Genomic DNA, 25,054 nt, shown 5'->3' with positions numbered 1-25,054 from the left:
ATGTATAGATGGAATTTTTCATGGCCATCCTGCCGTTTCTGGTACTCATCCTGGTAATGTACTTCCTGATGATCCGTCCTGCGCAGAAGAAGCAGAAGGAAGTTCAGAACATGCAGTCAAGCCTGCAAAAAGGTGATGAGATCATCACGATCGGCGGCATCCACGGAACGGTGGAGTCGTTCGACCAGAAGCACATGTACATCCGTACGGATGATGTGAATGGCGCAGTACTCAAATTTGAGCGTGTTGCGCTTAAAGAAATAGTAAAATAGAAAGACCATCGGCTGGCTCATCGAGTCAGCTTTTTTCATTTTAATTTTTGGTGGTAACGGTTATAATTGAAACGTTGAGGACTTACAATATAATCGAGGTGTGTTTTTTTGAAAGTGAAAACGAATAGAATCATAGCTGCTGTCCTGGTGGCCGTCATGCTGCTGACAGTCATCGGCCTGACCGTCAAGGACCTCGTAAAGGATGTCAATCTCGGGCTGGACCTCCAGGGCGGTTTTGAAGTGCTGTATCAGGTGGAACCTTTGAATGAAGGCGACGAAATTGATGATACTGCAGTTCAGAGTACGGCCCAGACGCTGGATTCACGGGTCAACGTGCTCGGTGTCTCGGAACCGAACATACAGATCGAGGAAGGCAACCGCATACGCGTACAGCTGGCAGGTGTCGATGATCAGACGGAGGCACGGGAACTGCTCAGTACCCAGGCTGAACTGACCATCCGGGATGTGGATGACAATGTCCTGATGGATGGTTCCGATCTGGTTCAGGGCGGGGCGAGCCAGAATTTTGATGAAATGAACCAGCCGATGGTTTCACTCGAACTGAAGGATCCGGGGGAATTCAGGGATATCACCGAAGAGATTTCCCAGCGTCCGGCAGGCGAGAACCTGATGGTCATCTGGATGGACTTTGAGGAGGGTGAGGACAGTTTTGAAGAGGAGGCCCAGAAGGCCGACCCGAAATTCATCTCTGCTCCGAGCGTATCCCAACCGATCAATTCTTCTGATGTCATGATCTCCGGCGGCTTTGAAGGCCAGGAAGGCATTGAGCGTGCACAGAACATCGCTGCACTCCTCAATTCCGGTGCACTGCCTGTCAAACTGACTGAGATCTATTCGACCTCCGTCGGCGCCCAGTTCGGTGAACAGGCACTGGATGAGACCGTCACTGCCGGTCTGATCGGCGTGGCACTCGTATTCATATACATGATCGCATTCTACAGGCTGCCAGGTGTGGTTGCTGCGGTGACGCTCACCGTCTACATCTACCTGACGATATTCGGATTCAACATGATCAGCGGGGTGCTCACACTGCCGGGGATCGCAGCCCTCATCCTCGGTGTAGGGATGGCTGTGGATGCCAATATCATCATGTATGAACGGATAAAGGATGAACTCCGCATCGGCCGCAACCTGAAGCAGGCCTATAAGAAGGCATCTGCTGCCTCGTTGTGGACCATCATCGATGCGAACATCACTACACTGGTCGCAGGCGTCGTGCTCTTCGCCTTCGGTACAAGCAGTGTAAAAGGCTTTGCGACCATGCTGCTGCTCTCCATACTGATGAGCTTCATCACAGCGGTATTCCTGACACGCCTGCTGCTGTCGATGCTGATCAAATCCGGCTTCTTCAACAACCGTCTCGGATGGTTCGGCGTGAAGGAGGAGAGCAGATACAGCATCAATGAAGGCAAGGACATAGAAGACCTTACGACACCATGGGACCGTTTCGATTTCGTGGGCCACTCCAGAAAATTCTTTGCATTCAGTCTGGGCACGATCCTGGTCGGACTGCTCATCCTGTCGATATTCAGGCTGAACCTCGGCATCGACTTCACAAGTGGTACCAGGGCGGACATACAGACTGACGGTGAAGCGACAGTGGAGCAGGTTGAAGAGGAACTCGAAGCGATGGACCTGTCCCCGGACAGCATCACGACGTCCGGAGAGGACATGGTGGTTGTGCGGTATGCGGAGAATCTTCCGCAGGATTCCGTCACTGAGATGCAGAGCACGTTCGATGACCTCTATGGCAGTGAGCCGGCAATCAGTACGGTAAGTCCGGTCATCGGACAGGAACTGGCCAAAAATGCGGTCATCGCTCTCGCAATCGCATCCATCGGCATCATCCTCTATGCGACCATAAGGTTCGAATGGCGGATGGCACTGCCGAGTGTGCTCGCTCTCATCCATGATGCCTTCATCATGATTGCGGTCTTCTCGATCTTCCGTCTGGAAGTCGACATCACCTTCATTGCGGCGGTGCTGACGATCATCGGGTACTCGATCAATGATACGATCGTCACATTCGACAGGGTGAGGGAGAACTTGAGGAAGTACAAAGTCATACGGAAGGAAGAGGAGATTGACACCATCATCAACCGGTCCCTCAAGCAGACGCTCACGCGTTCCGTGAATACGGTCCTTACCGTCATCATCGTGGTGGTCTTCCTTGTACTCTTCGGAAGCACCGCCATACTGAATTTCTCGATCGCCCTCCTGGTCGGCCTGATCAGCGGCATCTATTCTTCACTCTTCATCGCGCTGCAGCTGTGGGGCATCCTGAAGAAGCGCCAGCTGCGCAATGCAGACGGTGCCCTGACGGTTTATGAGGAAAAAAGCAAAGATGATGATAAAATATTAGTATAATACCTGAAACGCCCAAGATTCCTTGGGCGTTTTGCAAAGGATGAAAAATATGTACCAGTCGAAGTACGAGTGGAAAGTAAGACGAAAAACTTCCGACATACCGGAGGCGCTCCGCGAAAAGTTCAAGCTTGATCCGCTGGAGCAGACCATATTGGAGAACAGGGGATTCACCACGGAGGCCGATCTCGAGAAGATCTACCACCCGAAGACATATGATGCCGGACGCGTCCACATGATGGATAAGGCAGTGGCTCGCATAGAGGCTGCACTGGAAGGTGACGAGCGCATACTCGTCTATGGCGACTTTGATGCAGATGGCATCACAAGCACTGTGCTCCTTCTGTCCGCACTCCGAAGGAAAACGGATGAAGACAATGTGGACTTCTTCATCCCAAACCGGATCGAGGATGGGTATGGTCCGAACCAGACCATCTTCGAGGAAATCGTCGTCGGCCAGTATGATCTCGTCATCACTGTCGACAATGGAGTTTCAGGCGCCCGGGAAATCGGATTCCTCACGTCCCGGGGTGTGGATGTGATCGTGGTCGATCACCATGCATTCGGGGAGGATGTGCCTGAAGTCACCATACTGCACCCGGATCATCCGGATGGGGAATACCCCTTCAAATCACTGGCCGGTGTCGGCATCACCTACAAGCTTGTGCAGGCACTCGGGCTTGATAGGAAGGAAGACCTCGGCTGGGTGGCGATCGGCACCGTAGCCGACCTTGTGCCCATGATAGATGAAAACAAGAAGCTCGTCACCGAGGGGCTGAAAGTTCTGAATGACACGCCCCCGGCAGGAGTCCATACGCTTCTGAGAAGTGCAGGGAGCGATGGCTACATCGATGAAGAGACCATCGCGTTCGGGCTCGCGCCGCGCCTCAATGCGACCGGCCGGCTCGGGGAAGCGGAAATCGCAGTCGAACTGCTTCTTGAAGAGGATATGAACCTGGCCTACGAGCAGGCTGTAGTCGTCGAGGATATGAATATGGAAAGGAAGCAGCTGGTGGAGACGATCTTCGGCGAAGCCGATGCGGATATAGACGCCGGCAATCAGATCAATATCGTCTACCGTGAAGGGTGGCATCCGGGTGTACTCGGCATCGTCGCTTCAAAAATCGTCGAGAAATACGGGAAACCGGCAATTGTGCTGACCTTGGACGGAGATATATATCGGGGGTCCGCCCGTTCAATCGAGGGTGTGGATCTGCACAGGATCCTTGCGGAACATTCGAATCACCACCACCGCTTCGGCGGGCACGCACTCGCGCTCGGTGTTGAAGTGGGCGCAGCGGATATCGAGGCATTCAAGGATGAGCTGGAGCAGCATATGAACGGGCTGGAACTGAACTTGAGGCCGCTGAAGCATATAGACTACCAGATCAAGCAGGGGAATATGAGCATGAAGGCATTCGAGCGGTTCGGCCGTCTCAAGCCTTTCGGCCAATCCTTCCAGTCTCCCGTCTTCCTCCTCTCCAATGAGAATATCGGCACAATCAAGCAGGTCGGCAAGGACCGGTCGCACATCAAGCTGTCCATGCCGAAGGTCGGCATGGATGTCATCGGTTTCGGCTTCGGACATCTGATCAATGAAGTTTCCACCCAGGATCCGATCAGCCTGGTCGGGACGGTGAATGTGAATGAGTTCAACCAGAAACGGACACTTCAGATGATGCTGCAGGATGCGAGCGTCGACAGTGTACAGCTGATCGACATGAGGAGCCGTACCGACCAGCGCTTCGATATGATCACGCAGGAAGATGTTTTCGTCATAGCCGAAGGCAGGGAAAAGAAAGGGGAGAACTACTACCACTACGGTGAAGCACTCCCTTTCACTTCGAAGACGGTGGTGCTGAGGGATCTGCCTGAAAGCGTGGAGAACCTCTCGTATTCTCTGAGGGACATCCACGCATCCAAAATCATCGCGCTTTTCCATCAGAAGGAGGAACTGTTCTTCACAGGCATACCGAAAGCAGAGGATATATCAAATGTGCTGCAGCTGATGGGGAAGGCTGAAGAAGGTACGATAGATCTTGCGAAACATGCCCCGGCCCTGGCTGACCGACTGGGCATGAAGATGAAATTTCTCAAGATGGCCATCGATATTATGACGGATTTGGAGATTATCACACTAAAAGATGGTATAGTATATAAGGGTCAGGAAGAGGAGAATTGGAAGCTCGCGGACTCCAGGCACTACCAGAAGCTTAAAAGTCAGCTGGAAGCCGAAAGGCTTCTCAAGATGTCTTCTTCATCTGAACTGAAAGAGTATCTCAGATCATTAATTTCAAATTGAGTGGTGGATTAGAAATGGATTTAAAAAAATATGTATCAGAAGTATCAGACTGGCCGAAGGAAGGCGTCAGTTTCAAGGACATTACAACAATCATGGACAATGGTCCTGCATACAAGTATGCGACAGATCAGATGGTGGAGTATGCACGGGAGAAGGAAGTCGACATCGTCGTCGGCCCTGAAGCCCGCGGCTTCATCATCGGCTGTCCTGTGGCATACAGCATGGGAATCGGATTTGCTCCTGTACGGAAGGAAGGGAAGCTTCCAAGGGAAGTCATCAAATATGAATATGAACTGGAGTACGGGACCAATGTCCTGACGATGCACAAGGATGCGATCTCTCCGGGCCAGCGCGTGCTGATTACGGATGACCTCCTCGCTACAGGCGGCACGATAGAAGCGACGATCCACCTTGTGGAATCCCTCGGCGGCATTGTGGTCGGCATCGCCTTCCTGATCGAGCTTGAATATTTGGGAGGCAGGAAACTCCTCGAAGGATATGATACAATCTCATTGATCACGTATGATGAGTAGCCTGTTTTAAAGTCTGTGCAAACAGGCTTTTTTTGTCATTCATTTATTTGAAAGAGGTTTTATAGTATGATGAGTCTAACTAGTGTAAATGGGAAGCGGTGAGGTCATGAATAAGGAATATCCATATAGCAAAGACGATGTCATACGCATGTGTGGTTCATACATGCGTGAAGAGGATATGCTTATGATCCGTAAAGCATACGAATTGGCCAATGAAGCACATAAGGGCCAGTATCGGAAGAGTGGGGAGCCTTATATACTGCATCCTGTGCAGGTGGCCGGGATACTTGCGGAACTCAAACTTGACGGACCGACGATCATTGCCGGGTTCCTTCATGATGTGGTTGAAGACACGCCGTATACATTCGATGACCTCAAGGAGATGTTCAATGAGGAGGTCGCCGTAATCGTCGACGGCGTCACCAAGCTTGAGAAGGTCAAATACCGCTCCAAGCAGGAGGAGCAGGCGGAGAACCACCGCAAGCTCTTCATCGCCATCGCCAAGGATATCCGGGTGATCCTGGTCAAGCTTGCGGACCGTCTCCACAACATGCGCGCACTCAAGGCGATGCCGGAGCACAAGCAGGTCCGGACAGCCCAGGAGACGCTTGAAATCTATGCGCCCCTGGCACACCGCCTCGGTATTTCCAGCATCAAATGGGAGCTTGAGGATACTGCGCTCAGGTATATCGAACCCCAGCAGTATTTCAAAATCGTCAGCCTGATGAAGAAAAAGCGGAGTGAACGGGAGATCGTCATCAATGAAGCCATCGACCGCATCCAGGAGGAAATGGATCATACTGGCATAAAAGGCCAGCTGTCCGGCCGGCCGAAGCACATATACAGTGTGTACCGCAAAATGAAGAAGCAGCATAAGCAGTTCGACCAGATCTTCGACCTGCTCGCCATCCGGGTGCTTGTGACGAGCATCAAGGACTGCTACGCGGTGCTCGGCGTCATCCATACCATCTGGAAGCCGATGCCCGGACGGTTCAAGGACTATATTGCCATGCCGAAGCCGAATATGTACCAGTCCCTCCACACCACTGTGGTCGGGCCGAATGGGGACCCCCTTGAAATACAGATCCGTACATATGAGATGCACGAGATTGCCGAACACGGGGTTGCCGCGCACTGGGCCTACAAGGAAGGCAAGGAGCTCAAGGGCGAGCCTTCCATGGACAAGCGGATCAACTGGTTCCAGGACCTGATCGATCAGGAGACCTCCTCCCCGGATGCAGAGGAATTCATGGAGGCGCTGAAGACGGACCTCCTCAGTGACAAGGTCTATGTATTCACCCCGAACGGCGATGTGGTGGAGCTGCCGAAGGGTGCCATTCCGATAGATTTCGCCTATCAGGTGCATACGGAAGTGGGGAACCGGATGATCGGTGCCAAAGTCAACGGCAAGATCGTGCCGATCGACTACGAACTCTCCACCGGGGAGATTGTGGAGATCAGGACAAGCAAGCAGTCCTATGGTCCGAGCCTGGACTGGCTGAAGATGGTACGATCATCGAGTGCAAAGAACAAGATCCGTGCCTTCTTCAAAAAGCAGGACCGTGCAAGCAACATCGAAAAAGGCCGGTTTGCAGTGGAGCATGAGATCAAAAACCGCGACCATAAACCGGATGAGGTGCTGAAGCCGCAGTTCATCAATCCCGTGCTGGACCGCTACAACATCAGCAATGAGGATGATCTGTACGCCATGGTCGGGTTCGGCGGCGTCACCGCACAGCAGGTGACGAACCGGCTGATGGAGAAATTCAAGGTCAGTGAAGAGAAGACGAACGTCGTCGAGGAGATCGACCGGACGCATCACTACAAGGAGATTTCGACGGAGTCGGGCGTATATGTCCAGGGCATGGACAATCTGCTGATCAACCTGTCGAAATGCTGCAATCCGATCCCCGGGGATGACATCGTCGGCTTCATCACGAAGGGTCATGGAGTGAAGGTACACGTCGCCACATGCCCGAACATCAGGAACGAAAACGAGCGGCTGATCGATGTGGAATGGGTCAAGAACAAGAATAAGGACCGCAAATACCAGGCGGACCTGGAAGTTTCGGGCTACGACCGCCAGGGTCTCGTCAATGAGGTGCTCAACGTCGTCGCCAGCACAAAATTCCCGATCACCCGTGTGAATGGACGGACGGATATCGATAAGCATGCAAAGATCAGCCTGTCCGTAATGGTGCAGAATGTCGCCGACCTCCATCGGGTCGTGGACAAGATCAAACAGCTTCCGGACATATACAGCGTAGAACGCGTTTTTAAATGAGGTGTAGAAATGAGAGTCGTATTACAGAGAGTATCCAGTGCAACAGTCATCAGCAACGAATTCTTTAATGAAATCCGCCAGGGCTATTGTCTGCTCGTGGGTGTATCCAAGGATTCCACCGAGGAGGATGCGCTGAAACTCGCGGAAAAGATAGCTGCCAGCAGGAATTTCGAGGATGAATCGGGCAAGATCAACTTGTCGATCAAGGATGTGGGCGGAGAAATATTGAGCATTTCGCAGTTCACACTCTATGCAGATGTCAGAAAAGGGAACAGGCCGAGCTTTACGGAGGCGGCTGGGAAAGAGCATGCCGACAGGCTGTACCGGCTCTTCAACGCCCATCTGCAGAAGATGGACCTGACCGTCAAGGAAGGATTCTTTGGTGAAATGATGAATGTCCAGATCAACAACGACGGTCCCATCACCATACTTTATGAATCCATAGGTGGTAAAATACAGTAATGAAGCGGCCAGCCGGAATTTTCAACAGCATATTTCAGGAGTTCAAGCATTTCCTGAAATACAAGAAGCATATGTATGCAGCACCCCTGTTCTTCCTTTCGGCGGCCGGAGTCATCATTCTGGTTGCTGTGCTGGTCTATAGCCGTTTCTTTTCGCTTTCGGGAGAAGCCGTACAGATTGATATTGATCAGCAATCATATGATTTCAGTGGAAAGGTGATCGTCATCGATCCAGGCCATGGCGGCAAGGACCCCGGGGCCACAAGCATTTCTGGAGTGACGGAGGATGAGATCGTCTTCAGCATGGCACAGAGCCTCAAGTCGCAGCTTGAAGCGGGCGGCGCCGAGGTCATCCTAACACGCGGCAGGGATGAATTCGCCTCCCTTGACCAGCGGAAGGTTGAGGGCGACCTGTTCATCAGCCTCCACAGCGATGCCATGGATGATCCGGATGTCTCCGGATTCACTACCTATTATACATATCCGGAACAGAAGGCATTTGCCGAGGCGATCAACAAGGCACTCGAGCGGCGCTCCTATTTCCACAACCGCGGTGTGCACTCCATGAACTATCAGGTGACGTGGCAGCTCGATTATCCCGCCGTACTGGTTGAGTTGGGCTATCTGAGCAATGCCGTGGATGACATGGTGCTGAATGAGAGCCGCTACCAGGATATGATGGTCAAGGGGATTGTTGAAGGGATCAATGATTATTTGAATTGAGTGCTTGACTTGTAACGCTTTAAACAATATCATATTAAATAATTGAATGATGTGAATTCATCGATCCGAAGAGGTGGATAGGGTGGACGACAGAGAGACCTGCCGAGGCTGAAAGCAGGTTGTCCGCCAGTATCCTTCAACCGACACTTCGGTAGAATCCTTCAATACAGGCGGTGGCAGCCGTTATTATGCAAGAGGGCCCGGTAAGGGCTGAAGCAGGGTGGCAACGCGATCTAATCGCCCCTTATATCCGTCTGGATATAAGGGGCTTTTTTATATTTTAGGAATGGAGTGGAACATATGATACAGATTCCAAGAGGTACGCAGGACATATTGCCGAAGGACACATACAAATGGCAGTTCATTGAAGACAGGCTGCATGAAATCGCACAGAACTACAACTATAAGGAAATCCGTACGCCGGTGTTCGAATCGACCGAACTGTTCGTACGGGGTGTAGGCGGTTCGACGGACATCGTCAACAAGGAGATGTATACGTTCATGGACAAGGGCGACCGCAGCATGACGCTGAAACCGGAAGGCACGGCACCGGTGGTCAGAAGCTATATCGAAAACAAGATGCAGCACGACGTCAACCAGCCGGTCAAAGTATACTATCTGGCGCCGATGTTCAGATATGAACGCCGCCAGAAGGGCAGATACCGCCAATTTGTCCAGTTCGGCATCGAAGCGATCGGTGTGGAGGATCCATTGATCGATGTGGAGGTCATCAGCATGCTGATGCACATATACCAGTCATTCGGGCTGAAGAACCTGAAACTCTACATCAATTCCATCGGTGACCAGGACAGCCGGGCAGCCTACAACCAGGCGCTCGTGGATCATTTCAGGCCGTCCATCGATGAGTTCTGTTCGGATTGCCAGACCCGCATCGATACGAATCCGATGCGCATACTCGACTGCAAGAAGGACAGGGACCATGCACTTGTCCAGAATGCACCAAGGATATACGACTATTTGAATGAGGAGTCCAAAATCTACTTCGAAAAGGTGACGGAAAACCTCGATGCACTCGGCATTTCCTATGAAATCGACTATAACCTTGTGCGCGGACTCGACTACTATACACATACTGCATTCGAACTGATGAGCGATGCGGAAGGTTTCGGAGCCATCACCACCCTGTGCGGCGGCGGCCGATACAACGGTCTGCTCGAACTGCTTGATGGGCCGCAGGAGACGGGCATCGGCTTTGCACTGAGCATAGAGCGCCTGCTGCTCGCGCTGGAAGCCGAAGGCATCGAAATACCCGAACCTGAAGGCATCGACCTCTACATCTGCACACTGGATGCGGCAGCTGAAGCTACAGCAGGCCAGCTGCTCCACAAATTGCGTGCAGAAGGCATCAGCTGTGATATGGACTACAAGCACAGGAAGCTGAAAGCCCAGATGAAGGATGCGGACAGAAAAGGCGCGGCCTTCACGATCGTGCTCGGGGAATCCGAGCTTGAAACAGGAGAAGTGGAACTGAAGGATATGGAGTCCGGTGAGACGAAGAAGGTCAGCATGGATGAACTGAAACAATTAAGTACGCTAATTGAGGAGAATGGATCATGAGAAGATATGCAACAGAAATCACAGAAGAACTGACAGGAGAAAGGGTCCACCTGAAAGGGTGGGTCCAGAAGAGACGTGACCTCGGCGGCCTGATATTCATCGACCTCAGGGACCGTTCCGGTGTTATGCAGGTCGTCTTCAACCCAGAAGTATCGGAAGCGGCACTCGAGACTGCAGAACGCATCCGTTCCGAGTATGTCATTGCGGTGACGGGCAAAGTGCTGCAGAGGGACCCTTCCCAATACAACGACAATATTGAAACGGGAAAGATCGAGGTGCTGGTCGACGAAGTGGAGGTGCTGTCAAAAGCCGATACACCACCGTTCCAGATCATGGATGAGTCGATTGCTGAAGACATCCGCCTCAAATACCGATACCTCGACCTTAGGAAGCCGAAGCTGCAGAACATCCTGAAGCTGAGGCATCAGCTCAACCGCAGCATCAGGAACTTCCTGGACAATGAAACGTTCATCGACATCGAGACTCCCGTCCTATCCAAGTCGACACCGGAAGGGGCCCGGGACTACCTTGTCCCTTCCCGTGTACATGAAGGGGAGTTCTATGCCCTGCCGCAGTCGCCCCAGATATACAAGCAGCTTCTGATGCTCTCAGGCATGGAACGGTATTATCAGATTGTAAAATGTTTCCGTGATGAGGACCTGCGCGCGGACAGGCAGCCCGAGTTCACGCAGGTGGATATCGAAATGTCGTTTACAGACCAGGAGCAGATGATCGAGCTGAATGAACGAATGATCAAACAGGTAATGAAGGATGTCAAAGGAGTCGACATAAAAACGCCTCTGCCACGGATGACATATGTCCAGGCGATGGCTGAGTACGGTGTGGACAAGCCGGATACACGGTTCGAACTCAAACTCAATGACCTGAGCGATTTCAGCAGATCCGTCGACTTCAAAGTCTTCCGTTCCGCTGTTGAGAACGGAGGCATGGTCAAGGCGATCGTCCTTAAAGGTGAAGAGGGCCGTTTCTCCAGAAAAGATATCGACAAGCTTGAGACCTACGTGAAGACTTATGGGGCGAAAGGGCTGGCATGGCTCAAAGTGAAGGAAGATGACCTGAATGGGCCGATTGCAAAATTCTTCAGCGAAGACAACCGACGGGATCTATTTGAGACCCTCTCGCTTGAGAATGGGGACCTCATCCTTTTCGTTGCGGATACGGAAAAGGTCGTCCATGCATCACTCGGCAACTTGAGGAACAAACTGGCAAAGGATCTCGACCTCATTCCGGAAGGTCAGTTCAACTTCCTGTGGGTGACGGACTGGCCGCTGTTCGAATACGATGAGGAGGCCGGACGCTACTTTGCCGCCCACCATCCGTTCACTTCCCCGAGGGTGGAAGATCTCGGGAAGCTGGAAACAGCGCCGGAGGAAGTCATCGCGAATGCATATGACATTGTGCTCAATGGCTATGAGCTGGGTGGCGGTTCCGTCCGTATCCATGACGCAGAAACGCAGGAGAAGATGTTCCGTGCACTTGGCTTCACAGACGCAGAGCGCGACGAACAGTTCGGGTTCCTGCTTGAGGCGTTCAAGTATGGCGCGCCACCGCACGGCGGCATCGCCTATGGTTTCGACCGCTTCGTCATGCTGCTGGCCGGTACGGACAACATCCGTGACGTCATTGCCTTCCCGAAAACGGCCAGTGCAAGCGATCTGATGATGAATGCGCCGTCCAGGGTATCGGGTGAACAGCTCAAGGAACTGCATATCGAAGTGGACATCGAGGAATAGAAGAACCTCCCGCCGTTCCACAGGAGACTTTGTGGAAGGCGGGAGGCCGGATTTCTCCATATGGAGTGGAGAGCAGACTGAGGGATGCGCGATGCAAAAGCTGCAATGATGGCAGCCAGGCAGATACAGTATATGATTCAAATTCACAGAATAAAAAGATACTTATTACTATCTTTTTTGGATATCCTGTGCTATTATATTGGTAATAGGAATATCTGAGAAGTTCGTGATGTGTTGAATTATATTTTGACCTAACACCTTTATAAACGGGAGCCCGATAGGTTTTCCTATGAAAAACATGCCTGCTTGACAGGACGTTTGGAGTAGGGAACAGGGCACCCACCTGCACTTAGCAGGCCAAAATAATCAACAATGACACACGGCTTTAGCTTGGATATTCCGAATAAGTACCGAATTATTACAATTCGGTGCTTATTTTTTTATAATTTTTTAAGCTTATCGTATATGTCGGCAAGCTGTTTTTCATACTTTGAGACATCCGATGTCTGGTAGTAGGCGGCATTTTTGAGGGGATCTGGCAAATATTGCTGACTGACCACATGGTTCGGATAATTATGTGGATATTTATAGCCGATGCCATTTCCAAGCTTCTCGGCACTTTTGTAGTGGCTGTCCTTCAGATGCTTCGGAATGGCGCCCGTCTTCTTTTTCCTTATATCCGATAAGGCCCCGTCGATACTCTTGATGGCACTGTTCGATTTCGGTGAAAGGGAAAGCTCGATGACGGCCTGCGAGAGGGGAATGCGTGCTTCCGGAAATCCGAGGCGTTCAGCTGAAACGATGGCATCGAGTGTGCGTGAAGCAAGCTGAGGATTGGCGAGGCCGATATCCTCATAGCTGATGACGAGCAGGCGCCTTGCGATGGTGACGAGGTCGCCTGCTTCAACGAGCCGGGCGAGGTAGTGGAGTGCTGCATCCACATCACTGCCGCGGATCGATTTCTGGAACGCGCTCATGACATCATAGTGCTGATCGCCATCCTTATCATACAGAAGATCCGATTTCTGCATGCATGCCTTGGCATCTTCAATACCGATGACCGTGACACCCTCGGAATTCTTCTCTGTGCTGAGCGCAGCAAGTTCCAGTGCATTCAATGCACTTCTCACATCCCCCTGGCTGGTGTGGGAGAGGTAGCCGATCGCTTCATCGGAAATTTCCAGGTTGATGTCCCCGAGGCCGCGCGATGCATCCCCGATGGCACGCTCAAGTGCTTCCCTTACATCGTCCGGGTCGAGCAGTTCCAGTTCGAATATCTGGCACCGGCTCCGTATGGCCGGATTGATCGCATGATAGGGGTTGGAGGTCGTGGCGCCGATCAGTATGATGTTCCCATTCTCAAGGTGTGGAAGCAGAAAGTCCTGCTTCGCCTTGTCCAAACGGTGGATCTCATCGAGGAGGAGGATGACGCTGCCGCTCATCTTCCCTTCTTCGGCGACTGCCTGCATATCCTTCTTGGTGTTCGTCACGGCATTGAGTGTCCTGAACTTGTAGTTCGTGGACCCTGCGATGGCGCTGGCTATGCTCGTCTTGCCGATGCCCGGCGGTCCATAGAGGATCATGGAGGAAAGCCTTCTTGCCTTGACCATCCTTCTGATGATGCTGTTTTCGCCGACGAGGTGCGACTGTCCGAGTATCTCGTCGATCGTCTTCGGACGCATCCTGTAGCTTAATGGTTGAGTTGACATATTTTCACCTGTTTCAGAGTTATGGTATATTTAATACTACTATAATTATAAATGAACTTAAACTACGAGGTGTTTTATGAAAATCTCTACAAGAGGAAGATATGGACTGTACTTCATGCTGGCTCTGGCCAGGAATTATGGAGGAAAGAAACGGAGCGTCAAGTCGGTTGCAGAAGAGCGGGGCATCAGCGACCTCTACCTGGAACAGATAGTGGCCAATCTGAAGAAGGCAGAACTGGTCAAAAGTACACGGGGTGCGTACGGTGGCTATGAACTCAACTTTCCGCCGGATGAAATTACGGTAGGCAAGATATTCAGGACGCTTGAGGAGAACATCGTCGCCGTCGAGGGCGACGATAAGGATACGGATACGGAACGGTATTTGTGGCGCCGCATCAGGGATGCCCTGAGGGATGTGCTCGATCATACTTCACTGCAGGACATGATCAACCACGATGAGGACGAAGTGGATGACTATATGTTCTACATTTAAAAAGCGTTGGAGATCCTATGATCTCCAACGCTTTATTTAGAATCTTCCCGATCGGAATATCGAGTAGATCATTCCGATGAACATGATGAGGGCGACTACGGAGCCTATTTCAACAGCAGGAATGCTTAAGATTACATTGGTCTGGTCCGAGAGGGCCGAACTGATGATCAGCCCGACCATGATGATGCTGAAGGAAAGCAGGACGATACTGAAGGACAGTCTGTTGCCGAGCCGATCCAGCCGCTTCATGAATTGTTCACTGCGCCGCAGCTCCAGTTCGACCGGCACCTTCTTCTTCTTGAGACCTTTTGAAAATTGATGGAGGTTGCTCGAGGCATCCTTCAGATCATCGCTGAATTCAAGCCATTGGTGCCATGCGCGGTCGGTAATATTCTTCGGATTGTACCGTTCCTTGAGCAGCTGTCTGCCGAACGGTTCCGCTACATCGACGATGCTGAAATCAGGGTCGAGCTGACGGACGATGCTCTCGAGTGTGAGGATCGTCTTGCCGAGCATGGTGAAATCGGTCGGAAGCTTTATGCGGTGTGTATTGGCGATGTCGAAGATGTCCTGTACCGCCTCGCCAAGGTTCATGCGACTGAGGGGTATGTCATAGTATTTGTCCCGGAGCAGTTCAGCATCCTTCTTCAGTGCCTTCATGTCCACTTCGTCGGGGACGACGCCCATATGGGTGATGGCCCTGACGACACCGTCTGCATCCTTCCTCATCATGGCGATCAGGAGCGATCCGAAATTGGCCTTCATCTCCTTTGTCATCTTGCCCACCATCCCGAAGTCCATGAAGCCGATGACTTCATCCTCCATGATGGTGATGTTGCCGGGGTGCGGATCGCCGTGGAAGAAGCCTTCGATCAGTATCTGATGGAAGATGGCATGGGTGAGCCGCTCGGCGAGGCGTTCCCTTGAATACCCCTTTTCCTCTATGGCATTGAAATCACTGATTCCGATGCCGTCGATGTATTCCATGACCAGAACGTTCTTCGTGGTCACATCCCAGAATATCGCCGGTATGTGGACGGTTTCATCCTCTGTAAACTGTCTGCCGATCTTTTCGGTGTTCCGGCCCTCTATCGTATAATCCAGCTCATCGATGATGGCTCTGCTGAATTCTTCAATCATGTCCATCAGCTGGTACTGGCGTGCCCATTCAAGTCTTGATTCCGCCATCATCGCCAGGTTGTGGAGGATTTCAAGATCATTGCGCACGATCTTTTCAATGTTTGGGCGCTGCACTTTGACAGCCACCGCTTCTCCAGTAGTCAGCACCCCCCTGTGCACCTGGCCGATGGAGGCTGATCCGATCGTCTCGGGCTCCAGGGTGTCGAAGATATCACTTACACGGGCACCGAGCGACTCTTCCATGAGCGCCTCCACTTCCTCATAGGGGAACGGGGGGACGTGACTCTGCAATTTCGACAGTTCATTGATGATGTCCTCCGGGACGAGGTCGGGACGGGTACTCGCCACCTGTCCGATTTTGACGAAAGTGGGCCCCATCTCTTCAAGGAACAGCCGGATGCGTTCCCCCCGCGTCTTCTCGACATGTTCAGGATCCTGCTTCAGCAGGAGCCGTTTCGGCAGGGACAGCACTTCATCCAGCCCAAGCTCCTCGACGATGTAGCCGAAGCCGCTCTTCGAGAAGGCGAGGGCGATTTCCCTGTACCTTTTAATATGCTGCAGTCTTTTTTCAAATATCATTCTGGCCCTCCCATATTCCAGTATCTCTTGTTATCAGTATACCCTGTGGGAGGAAATGATTCATCCATTTGAATGCAGGAATCACACTTTCACTTCTTTGAAATAGTTGCGGTAGATCGCACGGAGCGCCTTTTCCTCGTCTTCTAAGGCGATTGCGAACATCATGCTGATTTCGGATGCGCCCTGGTTGATCATGCTGATGTTGACGCCATTATCGCTCAGCGCAGTCGTCGTCTTGGTTGCGATGCCGATGTGCTCCTTCATGCCTTCGCCGACGATGACGAGCAGTACAAGGTCATCCTCCACATACATGGATTCCGGCTCCAGCTTATCGTTGATGTCCGCCATCACCTCTTCTAGCTTCGTATTCCCTTCGAACTGCCTGGACCTGAGTATTATGGAGAGGTTGTCGATTCCGGACGGGATATGTTCGTAGGAGAGGCAGTGGTCCTCGAGTATCTGGAGCAGCCGCCGCGTAAAGCCGATCTCACGGTTCATCAAGTATTTGTTCATGGTGATTGAAGTGAATCCTTCATCACAGCTGATGCCGATGACTGGCATTTCAGGGATGAATTCCCGTTCAGAGACGATCTTCGTCCCTTCAACCTCAGGGTCGTTCGTATTCCTTATCATGATCGGAATCTTCTTCTTGTATACCGGAGCAAGCGCTTCGTCGTGGAAGACCCCGAAGCCTGCGTAGGAGAGCTCACGCATCTCGCGGTAGGTGATTTCCTTGATTGCATGCGGTTCATCTATAAGCCCAGGATGTGCTGAATAGATGAAGCTGACATCCGTGAAGTTTTCATACAGGTCGGCTTCGACGCCCCTCGCCACGATGGCCCCGGTGATGTCTGATCCGCCTCTCGGGAAGGTGACGATCTGGTTGTTTTCGGAATATCCGAAGAAGCCGGGGATGACGATCACATGCGGTGCATCCTTCAGCCTGTTCAGGCGCTCGTAGGATGACTCGATCAGCTGGGCATTGGAAGGCTCATCCGTGACCAGGATGCCTGCATCCTTCGGTGACATGTATTCCGCCTCCACGCCGATTTTATTCAGATGGGCGCTCAGCAGCTGGGCGTTGAAATCCTCCCCGCAGGACTTCAGGGCATCCAGAAGCCTGTCTTCTTCCTTTATGTCATCTAGATAATTGTTCAGGGTCGCCCGGTATTGAGCGAGCAGATCCTGGTCTATGCCGAGGTCGTCGATGATCGAGGAGAACCTGTCGATGATCCGGTCGATCGCCTCCCCGGTGTCGAATCCTGCCGTCTTGTTCGCGTGCAGGGCAATCAGCATGTCCGTGACCTTCGTATCCTCACTGAACCGTTTTCCTGGGGCCGAGACGACAGCAATCCGCCGTTCGGCATCACTTTTTATTATATCGGCCACTTTTCTGACCTGATGGGAATCGCTTAGGGAGCTCCCTCCAAACTTCACAACTTTCATCATCTCACACCCTCATTTCTGAATTTTAAAAACAATATTACATGAAATAATAAAACTTGTGTACCTTTTTTTAAATTATTTCTTGAATTTTTGAACTTTTCTCTCTAATATATAATCTTATACGAAGAAAAGATACAGGAGGGTGTTTGCGATATGAATTTGGCAATACTTGGAATGGGCACAGTCGGCTGCGGAGTCGTTGAAGTGCTCCTAATGAATAAAAGCAAGATCTCAGGACTGATGGGTGAAGATGTAACGATCAGCCACGTCTTCGTCAACAACATCGACAAGGAACGGGATGTTGACCTGACGGATGTGAAGCTGACCGATGACATCACTGATCTGTATGGAGCGGATGATATAGATGCCGTCATAGAAGTGATGGGCGGCATGGAAGATACACGGGATATCCTCAAGAGATTCCTCGAAAAGGGCATCCACGTCATCAGTGCGAACAAGGATATGCTTGCCAAATATATCGATGAACTGACCGAAGTTGCGAATGAAAATGATGCGAGGCTGCTTTATGAAGCAAGTGTGGCTGGCGGCATACCGATCCTGCATGCCATCGAACATGGTCTGAACGCCAATGAGATACATAAGGTCATGGGCATTCTGAATGGGACGACGAACTATATCCTGACCAAGATGACGAACGATGGCTGGGATTATGAAAAGGCATTGAAGGAATCGCAGGATAAGGGGTATGCTGAAGCTGACCCTACAAATGATGTGGGCGGCTTCGACGCCCAGCGCAAGATCGTCCTCCTGTCCCGGTTGGCCTACGACCGCAAGGTCGATATCGACGAGGTTCCAGTTACAGGCATCAACAATGTTGAACTGAAGGATATAGAGACAGCCAAGAAGGAAGGGCTGATACTGAAGCTTGTAGGGAAGAGTGAGTTTGACGACCAGGGCCTGTCGGTGGAAGTGGCGCCCGTGTTCCTGCCATCCGATCATCAGCTGTCCTCGGTCGGGTATGAAAAGAACGCAGTATATGTAAACGGCAATGCAGTCGGGGAGACGATGTTCTACGGCCCGGGTGCGGGCGGAAAGGAAACGGCATCGGCCGTCGTGTCGGACTTGATCAACTGCTGGCGGAACGCCGGGAGGAAGCAGTTCAACCTCACGCCGCAGCAGACGGCGTCAGTGAAGCCGTCGCAGTCGAGCCACAAGTATTTCATTCGCTTCGCCGCAGAAGCGGACGCCTTGAAGAATCATCTTGCTGGCCTGAAGGTCGAATACAGTGTATTGGATTCAGGAGCGGAGACGACGGTGATCACATCACCGATCGATCCGGATCAGCTCGAACAGCTGAAGCAGGACCAGAATTTCGGCATTGAAGCAATATATCAGGTAGAAGGAGATTGATAGCATGGCAAATTGGCAAGGCTTGATCAAAGAATACAGTGAGCTGCTCCCCGTCACCGGAGAAACACCGAAATTGACGCTCCATGAAGGGGATACGCCGCTCATCCGTCTTGATACGCTGAGTGAAAAGTATGGAGCCGACCTCTATGCAAAAGTAGAAGGGGTGAACCCGACAGGTTCCTTCAAGGATCGCGGCATGGTCATGGCCGTGGCGAAGGCGAAGGAAGCGGGGGCGCACACCGTCATCTGCGCATCGACAGGCAATACATCCGCCTCGGCTGCAGCTTACGCCTCAAGAGCGGGGCTCAACACCATCGTCGTCATCCCGGAAGGCAAGATCGCCCTCGGCAAACTGGCGCAGGCGATGATGTATGGCGCAAAGATCGTCTCCATCGAGGGCAATTTCGACGAAGCACTCAAGATCGTCCGCCGCATCGCCGAGGAGAAGGATGACATCACCCTCGTCAATTCGGTCAACCCGTACAGGCTTGAGGGACAGAAGACGGCGGCATTTGAAATCGTCGATGTGCTCGGCAAGGCGCCGGACTACCTCACCATCCCGGTCGGGAATGCAGGCAACATCTCCGCATATTGGAAGGGCTTCAAGGAATACGATGAAAAGAAATCCTGCGGACGCCCCAAGATGTATGGCTTTGAAGCGGAAGGGGCGGCGGCCATCGTCAATGATGAAATCATCGCCCAGCCCGAGACCGTGGCAACCGCCATCCGCATCGGAAATCCTGCAAGCTGGTCTCTTGCTGTCGCGGCCAGGGACGAATCCGGCGGCATGATCGAATCGGTCACCGATGATGAGATCCTTTCAGCCTATGAGCTCCTTGCGGGCACGGAAGGCATCTTTGCAGAACCCGGCTCCAATGCGAGTGTCGCCGGCATGATCCGCTCTCTCGAGAATGGGAAGATAGAAAAAGGATCCACAGTCGTGACCGTCCTTACAGGAAATGGACTGAAGGATCCGGAAACCGCAATCGAACAGATTACACAGAAGCCGAAGGTGCTGCCGAATGATGAGGATCAGATCATCGAATATATCGAAAGCATATCAAAAGATGCCAGCCCATCAGTTTAGGGTGCCGGCAACGAGTGCGAATCTCGGGCCGGGATTCGACTCGATGGGACTCGCCCTGGGAAAGTTCCTCAAGATCGAAGCGGAGGAGAGCGGCCGTTTCGAAGTCGTCTTTCAGGATGATTTCCTTGAAGTCCTGCCTGCCGATGAAGAGAACCTCGTCCTGGCTACCGCCATCCAGGTTGCAGAGAAGTACGGCGAAACGCTCCCGCCCCTTAAGATAAAGATGTCCAGTGAAATCCCGCTGACCCATGGCATGGGCAGTTCCGCCTCGGCGATCATCGCCGGGGTCGAACTTGCGGACCATTTCTGCCGGCTCGGACTGAGCGATTTCGACAAGGTCAAGTGCGGCAGTGCATTTGAAGGGCATCCCGACAATGTCGGACCGGCTGTGACCGGAGGGCTGTTCGTCGGGTACTACAGCGACGGAGACCTCCATTACCATACATTGGCGCTTGATGGTCTTGCGGCCATCGTGAGCGTCCCGCCATACGAGATCGATACGGGGGAAGCACGTGCGGCACTTCCGACTTCATATTCACGTGCGGATGCGGTCAGCCAGAATGCCATCAACAATGTCATGCTGCTGTCCATCATGAACAACGACTATCGATCGATGGGTGAGCTGATGATGTCTGACCGCCTCCATGAACCGTACCGTGAATCATTGATTGCAGAGTATGAAGACATCAGACGGATCACGCTTTCGGAAGGCGCCTATGCGACGGTCATCAGCGGCGCAGGCCCATCGCTCCTCACACTATGCAGGGAGGAGGACGCCGACCGCATCGTCGGCGCCCTCGCCAGCGTATCCGGCTGCCTGCACGAAAAAGTGGATATTTTCCAATAGGAAGCCCCCTCATGATCATGAGGGGGCTTCTTCGGGTCAACTGTTGTATTTCTGTACCACTTTTTCGAATATGTCGTAGGAATGCTTCTGTGCATCTGTATCATATATATAGCTGACCGCCATGATTTCGTCGGCATTGTACTGCTGCTGGAACAGTCTGAGCTTGTCCAGGACCGTTCCTTCCGAGCCGAGGAGCGCCACCGGGAAGCGGCTTTCGACAATCTGTTTTTCGGGCTCCGTCCAGAGCGGCCCCATGTCATCGACGGGCGGCTGGAGTTTATTCCGACCGCCGCGCACGACGTTCAGCACGAACTGGGACATCGTCGTGGAGAGGTATTTAGCCGCTTCGTCAGTATCTGCGCAGATGACATTCAGACAGGCGATCTTGTATGGTTCATCGAGCTGTCCGGAAGGCTCGAATTCTCTTTCATATATCTTGAAGGCCGCTTCCATCTGATCCGGTGCAAAGTGGGCTGCAAAGGCATAAGGCAGTCCAAGCCTTGCGGCGATATGTGCGGAATCCGTAGAAGACCCGAGGATGTACAATGGGATATTCGTCCCATGGCCCGGGAAGGCGACCACTTTCGTCTCTTCATCGGAGAGGTACTTCCGGATATCTTCGACCTCCGAACCGAATGTATATACACCGTCATGGTTATTCCGTCTTATCGCCGCAGCCGTCCGCATATCCGTACCCGGTGCGCGCCCGAGGCCGATGTCGAGGCGGTCCCCGAAGATGGCGTGCATGGTGCCGAACTCCTCAGCCACAATGAGGGGGGAGTGGTTCGGGAGCATGACGCCGCCGCTTCCGACACGTATGTGCTCCGTGTGCTGCAGAATATGGTGGATCAGCTGCCGTGTCGCAGAAGATGCGATGGATGTAGTGTTGTGGTGCTCAGCGACCCAATATCTGGCATAGTCGGAACCGTCCACATGCTGTGCAAGGCCCACCATATCCCTGTATGCATCGCCGGCATCCTTGCCCTCACGCACAGGCACGAGGTTCAGGATGGATGGTGTCAATTTCTTTGGCATTTGCAATTCCTCCTATCTGTGCACAATTATCGGCCATCGGAATTATTTTGTCTAATAAACGGTCTGGAAAGTATAAAAATTTACTATTCCATGTTAAAATTCTATATTGTATAATAAAGCTATTTGCAAAGTAGGGTGATCAACAGTGGAAGTGTATGCTGACTATGCAGCGACCACTCCGGTGGACAGGGATATTCTGAAAAATATAATCGACAATGCGGATGAGTTCGGCAACCCATCCAGCATCCATAAGGCCGGCAAGCGTGCCAAGGCACAGCTTGAGAAGGCGAGGAGGCAAACGGCTGCACTGCTCAACGCTTCCGCTTCGGAAATCATTTTTACAAGTGGTGCGACAGAGGCGAACAACATGGCAATCAGGGGCGTGATCGGACGCCGTGACCGTCCGCATGTCATCACAACCGAGGTTGAACACGCCTCGGTCCTCAACACGTTCAGGGCCCTCGAGGCCGATGCCGAAGTCACCTATGTACCCGCCGATGAGCGGGGCGTTGTGGATATGGCTGCATTGAAGCGCGCGCTCCGGGAGGATACAGCACTCGTTTCAATCATGCTCGTCAACAACGAAACAGGTGTCATGCAGCCGATCTACGAGATCCGGGAGATGCTCTCCGGATCAGATGCACTGCTGCATGTCGATGCGGTACAGGCATTCGGGCATATGACGGTCGACGTCGAAGATCTCGGCGTGGATCTGCTGTCTTTGAGCGCCCATAAGCTGTACGGGCCAAAAGGTGTGGGACTGCTCTACAAGTCGAAGGACGTGCATCTTGATCCCGTAATCACAGGCGGTTCCCAGGAACGGGATGCAAGGGGCGGCACCGAAAACACCATGTGGATACAGGCGATGGCGGCGGCGATGCAGAAGGCATCGGACGAGATGACACGGCGGAGCATCCGTGAGATGCAGCTGAAGGAACTGCTGCTGAACACGCTGACTTCAGCTGAAATCCCGTTCCAGGTGAACGGCGACGTCAACCAGTCGGCCAGCCACATCATCAACTTGTACTTCCCGTGGACAGACGCGGAATTCCTGTTGACGGCACTCGATATGGCCGGCATCTGCCTGTCGGCGGGTTCAGCATGCCATGCAGGTACACTGGAGCCTTCCCACGTGCTGTCTTCCATGTATGGGGAGACGGACAGGAGCACGAAATCCATCCGTTTCAGTTTTTCATACATGATGACGGACGAGGAGATCGAAAGGATCGCCGAAGCACTTGGAGATATATATGAAAGACTCATGAACTGATGAACTATAAATGGAAAGGAATGATCTGATGGACAACTCGAATACGACGGTTGTAGTCGGAATGAGCGGCGGCGTGGACAGTTCCGTCACCGCCAAGCTGCTCAAGGACCAGGGCTACAACACCATTGGAATCTTTATGAAGAACTGGGATGACACCGATGAATTCGGTGTATGCACCGCAACCGAAGACTACGAGGACGTCAGGCTGGTTGCAGAGGAGATCGGCATCCCGTACTACTCGGTCAATTTTGAGAAGGAGTACTATGACAGGGTATTCCAGTACTTCCTCGACGAATATAAGAAGGGCAGGACACCGAACCCCGACGTCATGTGCAACAAGGAGATCAAGTTCAAGGCATTCCTCGACCATGCCATGAAACTCGGTGCCGACTATGTCGCGACCGGCCACTATGCACAGGTCATCCACGATGAGAATGGATCGACGATGCTCAGGGGGGTCGACCGCAACAAGGATCAGACCTATTTCCTGAACCAGCTGTCCCAGGAGCAGCTCTCCCGCGTCATGTTCCCGCTTGGACATATGGAGAAATCCGAAGTGCGGGCACTCGCCAGGGAATATGACCTTGCCACGAAGGATAAGAAGGACTCGACCGGCATCTGCTTCATCGGCGAGCGGGATTTCAAGGAGTTCCTGAGCGGATATCTGCCTGCGAACCCGGGCCGCATGATCAATATGGATACCGGAGAGGACAAGGGCCAGCATGATGGTCTGATGTATTATACGATCGGCCAGCGTCAGGGACTTGGCATCGGAGGGGATGGCGGTCCATACTTCGTTGCAGGCAAGAATCTCGAGACGAATGAACTCTACGTCGTTTCCGGCTACGAAAATGAAGCGCTGTACTCTTCAAGCCTTGAAGCGTCCGAAATCAACTTCATCAACGATACGCCGGACCACTTCGAATGCACGGCCAAGTTCAGATACCGCCAGGAGGATGTGCCGGTCACGGTGACCAAGCTTGATGCCGGCAGGCTGCACGTGGAATTCCACGATCCGGCACGCGCAATCACACCGGGCCAGGCAGTCGTCTTCTATGATGGGGATGTTTGCCTCGGTGGTGCAACGATCGACCGTGTCTTCAAAGAAGCAAAAGAATTGGAGTATCTGGGATAATGGCGATCAAATATGAGCAACTCATTAAAGAAGGACGGATCGAAGAGGCACTCGAGGAGATCTTCAAGGAGATAGAGGCGCACCCTGAGGAGGAGGCCCACTATATCAATGGCGGGAACCTCCTCCACCAGGCGGGCCGGGACGAGGAGGCGGAACGCTTCCTGCAGAAGGCGATCACGCTCAATCCCGGGAGTACAAGCGCCTACTACACGCTTGCCAACATCTATTATGACAGCGGGCGGTTCGAAGAGGCGGTCAGGCTCTACCTGCTTGCATACAGCCGGAATCCGGAAGACGGGGACCTGAACTTCATGCTGGCGATGTCGCATGTCCACCTGAATGATGCGGAGCGGGCGCTGCAGTTCTTTGAAGCGGCCCACAAGGCGAAGCCGGAAGATCTGGAAGTCACTTTCCAATATGGACTGCTGTGCTGCCAGATCGGCCTGTATGAACCGGCCGACAAGCTGCTCGGCAAAGTAGTCGGCAATGGAGATAATGCAGACGCCGAGTATAATATGGGGCTTCTGAAGCTGATGAAGGATGATGACCGGGAACAGGCGCTCGAGCACTTCCACCGGGCTGTAGACATCCAGGCAGACCATCATCTCGCCCACAATGCCATCAGTAAACTCAAATAGGAAGACAGCAAG

The 25,054-nt window shown here is 52.6% G+C and carries 20 protein-coding genes and 1 other RNA gene; 17 read left to right on the top strand and 4 right to left on the bottom strand.

Annotation, left to right across the window (positions count from 1 at the left end; translation table 11 throughout):
- Positions 1 to 8 precede the first annotated feature (8 nt).
- From yajC to ssrS, 10 genes are all read left to right on the top strand, one after another.
- Positions 9 to 272, top strand: coding sequence for a preprotein translocase subunit YajC (gene yajC, locus EDC33_RS02840; protein WP_040105528.1), 264 nt, complete (start codon positions 9 to 11; stop codon positions 270 to 272).
- A gap of 108 nt (positions 273 to 380) precedes the next feature.
- Positions 381 to 2,660, top strand: coding sequence for a protein translocase subunit SecDF (secDF, locus tag EDC33_RS02835; protein WP_124010106.1), 2,280 nt, complete (start codon positions 381 to 383; stop codon positions 2,658 to 2,660).
- A gap of 49 nt (positions 2,661 to 2,709) precedes the next feature.
- Positions 2,710 to 4,959, top strand: a complete 2,250-nt coding sequence (gene recJ, locus EDC33_RS02830) for a single-stranded-DNA-specific exonuclease RecJ (protein WP_124010105.1) — start codon at positions 2,710 to 2,712, stop codon at positions 4,957 to 4,959.
- Positions 4,960 to 4,973: 14 nt separating this feature from the next.
- A complete protein-coding gene (locus EDC33_RS02825) occupies positions 4,974 to 5,492 on the top strand; it encodes an adenine phosphoribosyltransferase (protein WP_040105526.1) in 519 nt (172 codons plus the stop codon).
- Positions 5,493 to 5,598: 106 nt separating this feature from the next.
- Entirely contained in the window at positions 5,599 to 7,776 is a 2,178-nt protein-coding gene (locus tag EDC33_RS02820; RefSeq protein WP_124010104.1) for a RelA/SpoT family protein, read from the top strand.
- 9 nt (positions 7,777 to 7,785) lie between these two features.
- Positions 7,786 to 8,238: a D-aminoacyl-tRNA deacylase gene (gene dtd, locus EDC33_RS02815; RefSeq protein WP_094905703.1), complete on the top strand. Its 453-nt coding sequence runs from the start codon at positions 7,786 to 7,788 to the stop codon at positions 8,236 to 8,238.
- Positions 8,238 to 8,960 carry an N-acetylmuramoyl-L-alanine amidase family protein gene (locus EDC33_RS02810; RefSeq protein WP_124010103.1) on the top strand — a complete coding sequence of 241 codons (723 nt, stop codon included), beginning with the start codon at positions 8,238 to 8,240 and terminating at the stop codon, positions 8,958 to 8,960. Before dtd ends, EDC33_RS02810 begins: the two co-directional genes overlap by 1 nt.
- A gap of 300 nt (positions 8,961 to 9,260) precedes the next feature.
- On the top strand, positions 9,261 to 10,538 hold the full coding sequence (gene hisS / locus EDC33_RS02805) for a histidine--tRNA ligase (protein WP_124010102.1): 1,278 nt from the start codon (positions 9,261 to 9,263) through the stop codon (positions 10,536 to 10,538).
- On the top strand, positions 10,535 to 12,292 hold the full coding sequence (gene aspS / locus EDC33_RS02800; RefSeq protein WP_124010101.1) for an aspartate--tRNA ligase: 1,758 nt from the start codon (positions 10,535 to 10,537) through the stop codon (positions 12,290 to 12,292). The genes hisS and aspS overlap by 4 nt, the downstream gene beginning before the upstream one ends.
- 209 nt (positions 12,293 to 12,501) lie before the next feature.
- A non-coding RNA gene (gene ssrS / locus EDC33_RS02795) (6S RNA) lies at positions 12,502 to 12,693 on the top strand.
- 39 nt (positions 12,694 to 12,732) lie between these two features.
- Here ssrS and EDC33_RS02790 read toward each other — a convergent pair.
- Positions 12,733 to 14,001: a replication-associated recombination protein A gene (locus EDC33_RS02790; RefSeq protein WP_094905699.1), complete on the bottom strand. Its 1,269-nt coding sequence runs from the start codon at positions 13,999 to 14,001 to the stop codon at positions 12,733 to 12,735.
- 76 nt (positions 14,002 to 14,077) lie between these two features.
- On the opposite strand from EDC33_RS02790, the gene EDC33_RS02785 reads away from it, so the two are divergent.
- A complete protein-coding gene (locus EDC33_RS02785) occupies positions 14,078 to 14,494 on the top strand; it encodes an RrF2 family transcriptional regulator (protein ID WP_040105521.1) in 417 nt (138 codons plus the stop codon).
- A gap of 36 nt (positions 14,495 to 14,530) precedes the next feature.
- Here EDC33_RS02785 and EDC33_RS02780 read toward each other — a convergent pair whose 3' ends face one another.
- Both EDC33_RS02780 and EDC33_RS02775 read right to left on the bottom strand, forming a co-directional pair.
- Positions 14,531 to 16,213, bottom strand: coding sequence for an ABC1 kinase family protein (locus EDC33_RS02780; protein ID WP_124010100.1), 1,683 nt, complete (start codon positions 16,211 to 16,213; stop codon positions 14,531 to 14,533).
- Positions 16,214 to 16,294: 81 nt separating this feature from the next.
- The gene (locus EDC33_RS02775; RefSeq protein WP_094906048.1) at positions 16,295 to 17,659 is read right to left on the bottom strand and encodes an aspartate kinase; all 1,365 of its coding nucleotides are present in this window, start codon (positions 17,657 to 17,659) and stop codon (positions 16,295 to 16,297) included.
- A 153-nt stretch (positions 17,660 to 17,812) separates the two neighbouring features.
- Here EDC33_RS02775 and EDC33_RS02770 point away from each other — a divergent pair, with 153 nt between their 5' ends.
- Genes EDC33_RS02770 through thrB form a run of 3 tightly spaced genes read left to right on the top strand, consistent with a single transcriptional unit; the run spans position 17,813 to position 20,964 of the window.
- On the top strand, positions 17,813 to 19,030 hold the full coding sequence (locus EDC33_RS02770) for a homoserine dehydrogenase (RefSeq protein ID WP_124010099.1): 1,218 nt from the start codon (positions 17,813 to 17,815) through the stop codon (positions 19,028 to 19,030).
- A gap of 4 nt (positions 19,031 to 19,034) precedes the next feature.
- Entirely contained in the window at positions 19,035 to 20,117 is a 1,083-nt protein-coding gene (thrC, locus tag EDC33_RS02765) for a threonine synthase (protein WP_040105519.1), read from the top strand.
- Complete coding sequence (gene thrB, locus EDC33_RS02760; protein ID WP_040105518.1) at positions 20,098 to 20,964, top strand: homoserine kinase; 867 nt, start codon at positions 20,098 to 20,100, stop codon at positions 20,962 to 20,964. Before thrC ends, thrB begins: the two co-directional genes overlap by 20 nt.
- A gap of 36 nt (positions 20,965 to 21,000) precedes the next feature.
- Here thrB and EDC33_RS02755 read toward each other — a convergent pair whose 3' ends face one another.
- On the bottom strand, positions 21,001 to 21,999 hold the full coding sequence (locus EDC33_RS02755) for an LLM class flavin-dependent oxidoreductase (RefSeq protein WP_124010098.1): 999 nt from the start codon (positions 21,997 to 21,999) through the stop codon (positions 21,001 to 21,003).
- A 145-nt stretch (positions 22,000 to 22,144) separates the two neighbouring features.
- Here EDC33_RS02755 and EDC33_RS02750 point away from each other — a divergent pair, with 145 nt between their 5' ends.
- The 3 genes from EDC33_RS02750 to EDC33_RS02740 are packed head-to-tail and all read left to right on the top strand — an operon-like array spanning position 22,145 to position 25,042.
- Positions 22,145 to 23,269 (top strand): cysteine desulfurase family protein, encoded by a 1,125-nt coding sequence (locus EDC33_RS02750; protein ID WP_094905692.1) that lies wholly within the window; start codon positions 22,145 to 22,147, stop codon positions 23,267 to 23,269.
- A 28-nt stretch (positions 23,270 to 23,297) separates the two neighbouring features.
- A complete protein-coding gene (gene mnmA / locus EDC33_RS02745; protein WP_040105735.1) occupies positions 23,298 to 24,404 on the top strand; it encodes a tRNA 2-thiouridine(34) synthase MnmA in 1,107 nt (368 codons plus the stop codon).
- Positions 24,404 to 25,042: a tetratricopeptide repeat protein gene (locus EDC33_RS02740; protein ID WP_124010097.1), complete on the top strand. Its 639-nt coding sequence runs from the start codon at positions 24,404 to 24,406 to the stop codon at positions 25,040 to 25,042. The genes mnmA and EDC33_RS02740 overlap by 1 nt, the downstream gene beginning before the upstream one ends.
- Positions 25,043 to 25,054 lie beyond the last annotated feature (12 nt).

Origin of the sequence: Salinicoccus roseus, assembly GCF_003814515.1 — a bacterium.
GTDB lineage: Bacteria > Bacillota > Bacilli > Staphylococcales > Salinicoccaceae > Salinicoccus > Salinicoccus roseus.
The sequence above is the reverse complement of the archived record's forward strand: the minus strand, read 5'-3'. Positions and strand labels throughout refer to the sequence as shown.

Coding starts and splice junctions, on each gene's coding strand:
- EDC33_RS02810 (WP_124010103.1), top strand. CDS start 8,238: ATGAAGCGGCCAGCCGGAATTTTCAACAGCATATTTCAGGAGTTCAAG.
- EDC33_RS02825 (WP_040105526.1), top strand. CDS start 4,974: ATGGATTTAAAAAAATATGTATCAGAAGTATCAGACTGGCCGAAGGAA.
- thrB (WP_040105518.1), top strand. CDS start 20,098: ATGCCAGCCCATCAGTTTAGGGTGCCGGCAACGAGTGCGAATCTCGGG.
- EDC33_RS02785 (WP_040105521.1), top strand. CDS start 14,078: ATGAAAATCTCTACAAGAGGAAGATATGGACTGTACTTCATGCTGGCT.
- EDC33_RS02770 (WP_124010099.1), top strand. CDS start 17,813: ATGAATTTGGCAATACTTGGAATGGGCACAGTCGGCTGCGGAGTCGTT.
- EDC33_RS02820 (WP_124010104.1), top strand. CDS start 5,599: ATGAATAAGGAATATCCATATAGCAAAGACGATGTCATACGCATGTGT.
- mnmA (WP_040105735.1), top strand. CDS start 23,298: ATGGACAACTCGAATACGACGGTTGTAGTCGGAATGAGCGGCGGCGTG.
- yajC (WP_040105528.1), top strand. CDS start 9: ATGGAATTTTTCATGGCCATCCTGCCGTTTCTGGTACTCATCCTGGTA.
- EDC33_RS02790 (WP_094905699.1), bottom strand. CDS start 14,001: ATGTCAACTCAACCATTAAGCTACAGGATGCGTCCGAAGACGATCGAC.
- EDC33_RS02775 (WP_094906048.1), bottom strand. CDS start 17,659: ATGAAAGTTGTGAAGTTTGGAGGGAGCTCCCTAAGCGATTCCCATCAG.
- hisS (WP_124010102.1), top strand. CDS start 9,261: ATGATACAGATTCCAAGAGGTACGCAGGACATATTGCCGAAGGACACA.
- EDC33_RS02755 (WP_124010098.1), bottom strand. CDS start 21,999: ATGCCAAAGAAATTGACACCATCCATCCTGAACCTCGTGCCTGTGCGT.
- thrC (WP_040105519.1), top strand. CDS start 19,035: ATGGCAAATTGGCAAGGCTTGATCAAAGAATACAGTGAGCTGCTCCCC.
- aspS (WP_124010101.1), top strand. CDS start 10,535: ATGAGAAGATATGCAACAGAAATCACAGAAGAACTGACAGGAGAAAGG.
- dtd (WP_094905703.1), top strand. CDS start 7,786: ATGAGAGTCGTATTACAGAGAGTATCCAGTGCAACAGTCATCAGCAAC.
- recJ (WP_124010105.1), top strand. CDS start 2,710: ATGTACCAGTCGAAGTACGAGTGGAAAGTAAGACGAAAAACTTCCGAC.
- EDC33_RS02780 (WP_124010100.1), bottom strand. CDS start 16,213: ATGATATTTGAAAAAAGACTGCAGCATATTAAAAGGTACAGGGAAATC.
- EDC33_RS02740 (WP_124010097.1), top strand. CDS start 24,404: ATGGCGATCAAATATGAGCAACTCATTAAAGAAGGACGGATCGAAGAG.